Below are 10,098 nucleotides of genomic sequence, written 5' to 3'. Positions count from 1 at the left end.
CTAATCCCGACACGCCAACAAAAACACACATTTTGTCGTTTAACCCAAAAGCTATCTATATAAACGGACGTAGCCGCAGGGGAAATTCCCCTGCGGCTACGTCCGTTGTATATCAGTGGGTTGCACCTTAACTAAAAGGCGACCTCACTGTGCAGCTGCGATCGATTCCTTAGCTGCCGCAACAACGTGGTCGGCATCGATGCCGTATTCCTTGAACAGGAAGTCACCGGGTGCCGAGGCACCGAAGTGTTCGATGGAGACTGCGCGACCTGCATCGCCAAGATAGCGGTACCAGGGCATAGCAATACCGGCTTCGACGCTAACACGAGCCTTGACCGCCGACGGCAGAACCTCTTCGCAGTAGTCGGCGTCCTGCTGCTCGAACCAGTCGAGGCAGGGCACGGACACGACGCGAGCCTTCACGCCTTCACCCGCGAGTGCTTCGCGGGCTTCGAGTGCCACGGAGACCTCGGAACCGGAAGCCATGATGATGACGTCCGGGGTGCCCTCGGTGCCGGCGAGCACGTATGCGCCACGGACGAGGCCGTCAGCGGTGGCAAGTTCGGTGCCTTCACCGCGTGCCGGGTTCGGCAGGTTCTGACGGGAGAGAACCAGGGCAGCCGGGTGACGTTGCTCGAGGACTGCCCGCCATGCGGCTGCGGTTTCGGTTGCATCGCCGGGGCGAATCACTGCGAGGTTCGGGATTGCACGGTAGGAAGCGAGGTGCTCGATTGGCTGGTGGGTCGGGCCGTCTTCGCCAACGCCGATGGAGTCGTGCGTCCACACGTAGGTGACGGGCAGATCCATGAGGGCTGCGAGGCGGACAGCGCCACGCATGAAGTCGGAGAACACGAAGAACGTGCCACCGTAGGGGCGGGTGAGGCCGTCGGCTGCGATGCCGTTCATGATGGCACCCATGGCGAATTCGCGGACACCGAAGTGCATGTTGCGACCGAATTCGTTGCCCTGGAATGCGTCGGAGGATGCGCCTTCAGGCAGGAAGGAGGGCTGACCCTTCATGTAGGTGTTGTTCGAACCTGCAAGGTCAGCAGAACCACCCCAGAGTTCCGGAACAGCTTCGGCGATCGCGTTGAGGACTGCGCCCGATGCTGCACGGGTTGCGACTGCCTTGCCAGCTTCGAAGGTCGGCAGTGCTTCTTCCCAGCCTTCGGGGAGCTTGCCGGACTGCAGACGCTCAAGAAGCTCTGCGCGCTGGGGGTTCGCTGCCTTCCATGCCTCGAAACGTGCGTCCCAATCCTTGCGGTATTCGGCGCAACGCTTGGCAACGTTCGCACGTGCAGCTTCGACTGCCTCAACGTCGACGTCGAACATCTTCTCCGGGTCAGCTCCGAGGGCTTCCTTGAGACCGGAGAGTGCTTCGCCACCGAGCTTGGAGCCGTGGATGCCACCAGTGTTGGTCTTGCCGGGGGTCGGCCAGCCGATCAGGGTGCGAACTGCGATGATGGACGGCTTGTCGGTTTCGGCCTTGGCAGCGTCGAGTGCCTCGGAGAGGGCTGCGACGTCTTCGGTGTAGGAGCCATCTTCCTGTAGCCAGTTGACGCGCTGGACGTGCCAGCCGTAGGCCTCGTAGCGTGCTAGGACATCTTCGGAGAAGGCGATCTTGGTGTCGTCTTCAATGGAGATGTGGTTGTCGTCCCAGATGAGGGTCAGGTTGCCGAGCTTCTGAGTGCCTGCAAGCGAGGAGGCTTCAGCGGAGACGCCTTCTTCGAAACAGCCGTCGCCAGCGAGCGCGTAGACGTTCGTGTCGAAGACGGATTCGCCGAGGGGAGCTTCCGGATCCAGCAGGCCGTGCATGCGTCGCGATGCCATTGCGAAGCCGACGGCGGAAGCAATGCCGGTGCCGAGCGGGCCGGTGGTGATTTCGACGCCCTTGGTGTGGCCGTACTCCGGGTGACCCGGGGTCAGGGACCCTGCGGTGCGCAGGGTCTTGAGGTCATCGAGCTCGAGGCCGATGCCTGCTAGGTAGAGTTGGACGTACTGGGTGAGTGAGGAGTGACCTGCCGATAGGACGAAGCGGTCTCGGCCGAGCCAGCGATCATCCTTCGGGTCAATGTGCATGTGGCGCTGGTAGAGCAGATATGCGGCCGGTGCGATGGAAATCGCGGTGCCTGGGTGTCCGGATCCTGCCTGTTCAACGGCGTCTGCAGCAAGAATTTTTGCCGTGGTCACTGCACGGTCATCAATTGCGTCCCACTTGAGTGTCACTTCGGCCTCCAGCCGGGTTAGGCCCCATCATTGGGGCATTCTTTTTACGATTGTTAGTTTAGCGAAAGAAAATCGAAAAGTTGAGGGGAAAGACTGCTCACTTGTGCACGTGTCGCTGGCAATTGTTCTCCCTCAGACACGTGCCTACCTGAGCAGAGGGACTAAACACCTAGAGTGTGTCTCATTCGAGCCTCGCCCTCGTCTTCGATTCACGAGGCCGCCCACCGGCGTGGGAACACATGGGCGTTCGTAGGGCGGGTATTTACGGGTCTAGGGTCAGAGTGCCACTAGGCTGAGTGCGTGAGCGAAATCGGTGAGTACATTGACGAGTGGCTTGGCTATTTGCGGGTTGAACGAGGTTCATCAATCAACACGGTTTCCAACTACAAACGCGATATTGAGCGCTATCGCTTGGACCTTGAAAGTCACGGGATTAGCGACCTGAAAACGATCAAATCTGTTGATATCGAACGTCACCTCGCCGACCTGAGCGCAGGCACGGTGAGTGGCAAGCCAGCGGCGGCCTCGTCAATTGCGCGGGCAAGTGCTGCGATTCGTAGCTTCCACACATTTGTTTCGGCGACCAGCCCCGACATTTATAATCCGGCCGCTCGCATTACTTCGCCGAAACAGGGGAGTCACCTTCCTCAAGCACTGTCAGTTGAGCAGGTGAACGCGTTGCTTGACGCTGCCCGAGTCGGAGATGACGTGACCAGCCTGCGCGACAGTGCACTGTTGGAATTGCTCTATGCGACAGGAGCGCGCGTTTCAGAGGCTGTCGGTCTTGCACTTGACGATCTTGACCTTGACGAAGAGCTTCCCGTTATCCGCCTCTTTGGTAAAGGGCGTAAGGAACGCATTGTGCCCCTCGGCTCGTACGCGAAAGCGGCAATCGAGGCGTACATTGTGCGCTCCCGTCCTGTGCTTGCCCAGCGCGGGCAGGGGAGTCCCGCTCTGTTTTTGAATTCACGAGGCCGGGCGCTTTCACGTCAAAGCGCATGGGAAATAATCCAGCGCGTCGCAGGCAGAGCTGGGATTGATGAAGACGTTTCACCTCATACATTGCGCCATTCATTCGCAACGCATTTGTTGGAAGGTGGAGCATCAATTCGTGACGTCCAAGAACTACTTGGCCACGCATCAGTGCAAACAACCCAGATCTATACACGAGTCACACCAACAACATTGAAAGAGGTCTACCAGCTGGCACATCCGCGAGCGAAGGCCGCCCACGCGAACTAGCGAACATGAACTAACATTGAGGTGTGACGAAAGACGTGCAGCCAACATTGAACGGTGACATCGCATGTGACACCGAAGGTTTTCCGATTCCAGCACCCCTGAACGGACATGGTCCGGCCAGGGTGATTGCCGTATGCAATCAAAAAGGTGGTGTCGGCAAAACCACCACCACAATTAACTTGGCTGCGGCTCTTGCCGAATACGGTCGAAAAGTACTGATCGTCGACCTCGATCCCCAAGGTGCCGCATCCGTTGGTCTTGGAATCAACACCTTGGACATGGATTGCACGATCTATAACCTGTTACTTGACCCCAAAGCAGATGTCCGCTCCACTATCTGCCACACCTCGCTTGACGGCCTCGACATTATCCCCGCCAACATCGACCTGTCAGCGGCAGAAGTCCAACTGGTCAACGAAGTGGCCCGCGAATCCGCGCTGGCGCGCGTCATCCGTCATATTGAAGATGACTATGACGTGATCTTCATTGACTGCCAGCCGTCGCTGGGTCTGCTTGCAGTAAATGCTCTGACCGCCGCGCACGGCGTGATTATTCCCGTCGAAACCGAGTTCTTCGCTCTTAGGGGCGTTGCCCTTCTTGTGGACACCATTGAAACTGTCCGCGACCGCATTAATCCGCGTTTGAAGATCGATGGAATCATCCCGACGATGGTCAATCTGCGCACCTTGCACTCGCGTGAGGTTCTTGCTCGCCTCGACGAGAGATTCGGTGATCTTGTCTACACCACGCATATTGCTCGTACTGTGAAGTTCCCTGACGCGTCGGTCGCAACCGAGCCGATTATTACCTACGCGCCCAATCATCCAGGTGCTCGTGCATACCGTCGTCTTGCACGTGAGGTCGTAGCCCGTGGTGACGCCGCCTGAGCCCAGCACAGTCGAACAGGGGGCGATAGATGACTTCCGCGTCACCCTAGACGTTTTCGAGGGACCATTTGACCTTCTCCTTCAGCTGATCACGCGCAAGCGTCTTGACATTACTCAAATATCGCTGGCCGAGGTCACCGACGAGTTCATCGCTCATATGCGGATCTTTCCAGATCTGTCTCGTACTACCGAATTCTTGGTCGTCGCGGCGACACTTCTCGATATCAAAGCAGCATCACTTTTACCACGAACTGAAGCTGACCCAGATATCGCATCTGAAGACCTAGAGGCACGCGACCTCTTGTTCTCACGCCTGTTGCAATACCGTGCTTTCAAAATGGTGGCAGCTGACATTGAATCAGTATTGGATGACAACGCCGGCTACATTCCTCGCCAGGTTCCGCTTGAACCCCAGTTCGCGGCCCTCCTCCCAGAATTAAAGTGGGAGGTTCGCCCGAACGACCTGCTCAACGCCGCGGTCCGCGCATTTACAACCGTCGCCCCTGAAGTGGTCACCACGCACCTTCATGACCCGGTCGTTCCGGTGCGCGAGCAAGCACGTGTTGTTGCAAGCAAATTGAAACACCACTCTCGCCTTACGTTTGCCGATCTGGTGGCGGACGCCGAGTCGCGCGCCGTCGTCATTTCCAGATTCCTTGCCGTTCTCGAGCTGTTTAGAAGGCGCGCGCTCGAGGTCGCTCAAGACGAACCGCTTGGAGAACTCATCCTGACCTGGACGGGCACTGACGACACAGACATTGACATTGACGAAGCAGAATATGGGGCTCACCTCGACAAGGAACAGGAGACCAACAATGACTGACACCGGCGAAATGTCAGGCTACGAAGAACTCTTCGCTCCGCTCGAAGCTATCCTGATGGTCGCTCCAGAACCCGTGGATGTTGGCGACCTAGCTGAAGCTCTCCACGTCGATCCCCAAACAGTGCATGACGCCCTTTGTGCCTTATCGGCCTCGTACCGCGGAGAAAACGGGCAGAGAGCTGCAGGTTTCGAACTACGCCAAACTGGGGGAGCATGGCGGATCTACTCCGCGAGGCGCTGGGCCAGCCTCGTTGGGCGCTTCATTGTGGGCAGTACGCAGTCGCGTCTTTCACAGGCAGCACTGGAAACTTTGGCCGTCGTTGCCTATCGCCAGCCAATCTCAAGGTCGCGTATCTCGCACATTAGAGGCGTGAACGTTGACGCCGTAGTGCGTACGCTTGTAGCTAGAGGTCTGATCGAAGAAGTCGGTGAGACAGATTCGGGCGCGCACCTGTACGGAACGACGCGCGAATTCTTAGAAAAGATGGGTTTTCAATCCCTGGATGACCTGGTGCCCTTGGCACCGTATTTGCCCGACAGTGATGAGCTGGACGAACTGGAGGAACAGCTGTGAGGAACGATCCCTACATTGAGGGCGGTATTCGCCTGCAGAAGGCACTGTCTCAGGCGGGAATCGCTTCGCGGCGCGTTGGAGAAGACATGATCGCGGCCGGACGTGTTCAGGTCGATGGTCAGGTTGTGCGTTCCCAGGGCATGCGCGTTGATCCAACGAAGCAGGTCATTCACGTTGACGGTGAGCGCGTGTTCTTCTCAGACACGAAGCCGATCGTCCTGGCAATCAACAAGCCCGTCGGCGTTGTCTCCACGATGTCTGACCCCGAAGGTCGCCCGACTCTCTTAGACCTGATCGCAGACTACCCGGAGCGCCTGTACCACGTCGGTCGACTCGATATCGACACATCCGGCCTTCTGCTACTGACGAACGATGGGGAACTCGCGAACCGTCTGACCCACCCCTCGTACGAAGTCCCGAAGACCTACGTTGCTCGTCTGCACGGCGAAGTGAAGCCTTACATTCGTCGCACGTTGCTTGACGGAATCGAGCTGGAAGACGGTCCGATCGCCGTTGACTCTTTCCGCGTTGTCGATACCTACGGTGACATCACGACCGTTGAGATCGTCGTTCACGAAGGTCGAAACCGTCTGGTTCGTCGCATGATGGACGAGGTTGGCTTCCCGGTTCGTGAACTCGTGCGCACCGCATTCGGCCCGATCCACCTGGATCGCCTGCAACCGGGCACCACACGTCGCGTGAAGGGCAACGCTCTGGTCGCTCTGTACTCTTCCGTGGGTCTCTGATGCCCACTCGGCCTATCGCCACAACCGGCCCGATCCTGATTATTGGATCGGGCTTGCTGGGCGCTTCGCTCGGATTGAATCTCCGCGCGGCAGGTGTCGACGTATACCTCGAGGACTCGTCACCAACTTCATTGCGCCTCGCGCAAGATATCGGTGCTGGCTTCCCGTTTTCCGAGGCCAGCGATGTCACACCCGCCTTGGTTGTTGTGGCTACGCCACCGGATGTTGCAGACGTCTGCGTAGTCGAGGCCTTGCAGCGATTCCCGTCCGCGTTCGTTACGGATGTTGCTTCAGTAAAGAAGGCCGTTGCACAGGGTGTGCTTGAAGCTGGCACCGCAAAGGGTGATCCAACGCTCGCTTCACGCTACGTTGGTTCGCACCCTATGGCAGGTCGTGAACGATCAGGCGCCGGCGCCGCCGATGCTGACCTGTTCTACGGTCGCCCATGGGTTGTCGTCGCACACGAAACCTCGGATCCAATAGCAGTCCTCGCCGTGCGCACTCTGGCAACTGACGTCGGATCTGTTCCCTACGAAATGGATGCGTCGACTCACGATGAGTCGGTGGCGCTTGTCTCTCATGTACCACAGTTGGTGTCATCCCTGATCGCCGCACGTCTTGAAGAGGCACCTTCTGAATCAATGAACCTGGCGGGGCAGGGACTACGTGATACAACCCGTATCGCTGCCTCGGACCCTCGCCTGTGGACCGCGATTCTAGCCGGTAATGCCGGACCTGTTGCCTCGATTCTTACAGCTTTGCGCCGTGACCTCGATGATCTGATCGTTCACCTGGATGCTGCGAACCAGCGTGGCCCCCTTCGCGGTGGCAGCGTCGGAGCCGTCAACCGCGTTATGGAAGCAGGCAACAAGGGAGTGTCGCGTATTCCTGGCAAACACGGTGGAGCCCCCAGTCGCTACGGCGAACTCGAGGTCCTGATTCCCGACACGCCCGGTGCTCTCGGCCGACTGTTCAGCGAGCTTGGCGAGATTGACATCAACATTGAAGACCTTGTGCTAGAGCACTCTGCTGGTCAGCAGGTGGGCCTCGCTCGAATCATGATTGATCCGGCGCGCGTTGGTGAAGCTGAGGCTGACTTGGAACGTCGCGGATGGCGACTCATCAACTACTCGAACTGAAACATGGGTATGGAGGACACAATGACTTTCACTGATGACTCTCGACGCGACGCTATTGGCCACGTTGGCATCACTATCGCCATCGATGGCCCCGCAGGGTCCGGTAAGTCAACGATCTCCAAAGCTCTTGCCTCACGTCTGGGCATTGGCTATCTCGATACTGGCGCGATGTACCGCGCACTCACGTGGTATGCGCTCGATTGTGAGATCGATCTTGATGATCAGGAGAGAGTCCGCGCTCTGGCTGACGAAATGCCACTGATCATGGACTCTGATCCAGTTAACCCAGTTTTCCATGTCGGCGCCACGGACGTGACAGCGGCGATCCGTGAACCTCGTATTGCGTTGGCCATTCCGAAGGTGTCGACGAACCTGCCGGTTCGAAAGTGGATGGCAACCGAACAGCGCCGACGCATGATGGAGGCCCGCGCTAACGGTTCCGGCATGATTGCTGAAGGTCGAGATATTACGACCGTTGTCTGCCCCGATGCTGACGTGCGAGTTCTTCTTCTTGCTGACGAGGAAGAACGCCTCCGTCGACGCACATTGGAACTTCACGGGAAGGTCACTGACGAACTTTTGGAGTCTGTCCGCGACCAAGTGGACAAACGAGACGCTGCCGATTCCAAGGTTTCTGAGTTCATGACACCAGCCGAAGGCGTAAATGTCGTCGACTCTACTGGTCTGGGAATCGATGGTGTCGTGGAGGAAATCCTCAAGCTGATCGACGCTGATCTTGCATCGAGGATGTGACAAAAGCCGTTTTATTGTCGTGGGACTGCTCCCAAGTGGAATTTAATTCCACAAGTGGGCTATGATCGTCAAGTCAATAAAACGACAGTAAAACCAAATACGGGCTATGGCGCAGTTTGGTAGCGCACTTGACTGGGGGTCAAGGGGTCGTGGGTTCAAATCCCGCTAGCCCGACGTTCCGCCCGGAGTTGTTTAGTAGCAATTCCGGGTTTTTTCTTCTCGCTTGACCTCAGTCATCGCAGTCAGCCTCGTTCCTGAAGTTCACGAGGCCGAGCACATGACTTTGACGTTCTTTCTGATCTCGCCCGATTTCAAAGCACACAGACATGGCCGGCTCGGCGGCCTCGTACCACCCAACCGGCCACATCACGTGTAAGCCGAAACGTCAGCTGACGTACCCAACTTCCGCGGGAGTCTTACCGATACGCTGGGCGATCAGTTCCTTGTCCTCATCGGTTGCAAGATCACGTACCCATTCGACATAGGTCGGAGTATCGGAGTAAATCTCCTGCTTGAACGGGTTACGACGCAGTTTCACGATGCGATAGGCATGGCGACCGAACACAATGATGTTCGCAACCAATGCAGCAAACGAGATGATGAACATCGCGTATGGATTGTGCGCACTGCGGTGAGCGAACATCGAATCCTGCATGAAGTGCGGGAACGTCAACACCACCGCAGACCAGAACGTCAGCGTGTACGCACGGTACTGGATCCACGCGCCCTTACCGAACTTCATAAACGCGGGAATCGTACACGAGGCAAGCAACGCGATTGCCGAGTACCACGCTCGGTCCGCAAGACAGTTATACACGTAGGCAACATTCCAAATGTCGTACGCAATAATCCAACCGATCGTCAGATCACCCCAGATTAGCCCCCGTTCCTTGCCCTTCGACACGAAGATACCGATCCAACCGGAAATCGCGAGAAGGTTCAAGATGCCAGCGATGCCGTTCATGATGTTCCACGGACCACCCCAGGTCACCATTCCCTGAGAGGGATCAATGCCGTGAATGAAGTAGCACTGGAAATCGCGAACAACAGCCTCGGCAATGTTGACGCTCAGCAACAGTGGGGGGATCAGTAGATACCACTTGTTGTGTCGTAGCTTCGGGAAAACCTGCAATGCAACCAAGCAGAGGCTACCAAGCAGAGCCGAATACTGCTTCACAATCGGGAACCAGCCTGCGGAGTTCGTCCCAGCGGTCGAATGAGGCCACCAGAAGATACTCAGCGACACTGGCACCACGATGAACAGAGCAAGAACGACCCACATATTCCGCTGGGCAAGCCAGGCGGCGAATGCGAGGGCAGCGATGACGATCAACAACATCACATAGTCCCACCATTCTCCCTTCTCAAAGAAGAAGAGGGTCGCATAGTCGGGAGGCGTGATGTTACCCATCACTTGGCCTCCTTACCCCAGTTGGGCAAGTAGGTCTTTTCCATCTTCTGACGGATCTGCTCGTTCCAATCGAATGCGGGTTCGCTCCATCCATCGAAGTATTCGGCGTCAACCTCGTGCTCCCATGGGGTTCCCGGTCCTACCGGTGGCCAGCTGGGATCTTCGGTAACGGGCTTACGAATCTCAGCAACTGCAGGAGATTTACGGCCGTATCGGAACCACTGTGTGTACGTTTCGTCGAACAGGGGAGTCGGGTTAATAGACAAAAATCGTTGCTTAAGATCGGTGTTTTCAGTG

At 57.3% G+C, this 10,098-nt stretch carries 9 protein-coding genes, 1 tRNA gene and 1 pseudogene; 8 read left to right on the top strand and 3 right to left on the bottom strand.

Annotated features, from left to right (window positions below):
• Positions 1-144: 144 nt before the first annotated feature.
• Positions 145-2,226 (bottom strand): transketolase, encoded by a 2,082-nt coding sequence (gene tkt, locus PG731_RS08885; RefSeq protein WP_270773441.1) that lies wholly within the window; start codon positions 2,224-2,226, stop codon positions 145-147.
• Positions 2,227-2,526: 300 nt separating this feature from the next.
• Between tkt and xerD the strand changes: the two genes are divergently transcribed.
• The 8 genes from xerD (at position 2,527) to PG731_RS08845 (ending at position 8,564) form a co-directional block, all read left to right on the top strand.
• Complete coding sequence (gene xerD / locus PG731_RS08880; protein ID WP_270773440.1) at positions 2,527-3,468, top strand: site-specific tyrosine recombinase XerD; 942 nt, start codon at positions 2,527-2,529, stop codon at positions 3,466-3,468.
• A 23-nt stretch (positions 3,469-3,491) separates the two neighbouring features.
• Entirely contained in the window at positions 3,492-4,355 is an 864-nt protein-coding gene (locus PG731_RS08875) for a ParA family protein (RefSeq protein ID WP_270773439.1), read from the top strand.
• Complete coding sequence (locus tag PG731_RS08870) at positions 4,339-5,178, top strand: segregation and condensation protein A (protein ID WP_270773438.1); 840 nt, start codon at positions 4,339-4,341, stop codon at positions 5,176-5,178. The genes PG731_RS08875 and PG731_RS08870 overlap by 17 nt, the downstream gene beginning before the upstream one ends.
• Complete coding sequence (gene scpB, locus PG731_RS08865) at positions 5,171-5,752, top strand: SMC-Scp complex subunit ScpB (RefSeq protein WP_270773436.1); 582 nt, start codon at positions 5,171-5,173, stop codon at positions 5,750-5,752. The genes PG731_RS08870 and scpB overlap by 8 nt, the downstream gene beginning before the upstream one ends.
• Complete coding sequence (locus PG731_RS08860; protein ID WP_101628138.1) at positions 5,749-6,498, top strand: pseudouridine synthase; 750 nt, start codon at positions 5,749-5,751, stop codon at positions 6,496-6,498. Before scpB ends, PG731_RS08860 begins: the two co-directional genes overlap by 4 nt.
• A complete protein-coding gene (locus PG731_RS08855; protein WP_270773435.1) occupies positions 6,498-7,637 on the top strand; it encodes a prephenate dehydrogenase in 1,140 nt (379 codons plus the stop codon). The genes PG731_RS08860 and PG731_RS08855 overlap by 1 nt, the downstream gene beginning before the upstream one ends.
• 21 nt (positions 7,638-7,658) lie before the next feature.
• On the top strand, positions 7,659-8,390 hold the full coding sequence (gene cmk / locus PG731_RS08850; RefSeq protein ID WP_270773434.1) for a (d)CMP kinase: 732 nt from the start codon (positions 7,659-7,661) through the stop codon (positions 8,388-8,390).
• 100 nt (positions 8,391-8,490) lie between these two features.
• Positions 8,491-8,564, top strand: a tRNA-Pro gene (locus PG731_RS08845).
• A 211-nt stretch (positions 8,565-8,775) separates the two neighbouring features.
• On the opposite strand, the gene PG731_RS08840 is transcribed toward PG731_RS08845, so the two are convergent.
• Positions 8,776-9,801: a DUF5692 family protein gene (locus PG731_RS08840; RefSeq protein WP_006681032.1), complete on the bottom strand. Its 1,026-nt coding sequence runs from the start codon at positions 9,799-9,801 to the stop codon at positions 8,776-8,778.
• Positions 9,801-10,098: pseudogene (locus PG731_RS08835) on the bottom strand (hypothetical protein); the annotation flags it as partial. The gene PG731_RS08840 and the pseudogene PG731_RS08835, both read right to left, overlap by 1 nt.

The organism is Pauljensenia sp. OF14-1SRA (genome assembly GCF_027694595.1).
Taxonomy (GTDB): Bacteria; Actinomycetota; Actinomycetes; order Actinomycetales; family Actinomycetaceae; genus Pauljensenia; species Pauljensenia turicensis_B.
This window is presented reverse-complemented; position numbering and strand designations above follow the sequence as displayed.

Excerpts from the sequence above, each read along its gene's own strand:
- scpB (WP_270773436.1), top strand. The coding sequence starts at position 5,171 with ATGACTGACACCGGCGAAATGTCAGGCTACGAAGAACTCTTCGCTCCG.
- cmk (WP_270773434.1), top strand. The coding sequence starts at position 7,659 with ATGACTTTCACTGATGACTCTCGACGCGACGCTATTGGCCACGTTGGC.
- PG731_RS08840 (WP_006681032.1), bottom strand. The coding sequence starts at position 9,801 with ATGGGTAACATCACGCCTCCCGACTATGCGACCCTCTTCTTCTTTGAG.
- PG731_RS08855 (WP_270773435.1), top strand. The coding sequence starts at position 6,498 with ATGCCCACTCGGCCTATCGCCACAACCGGCCCGATCCTGATTATTGGA.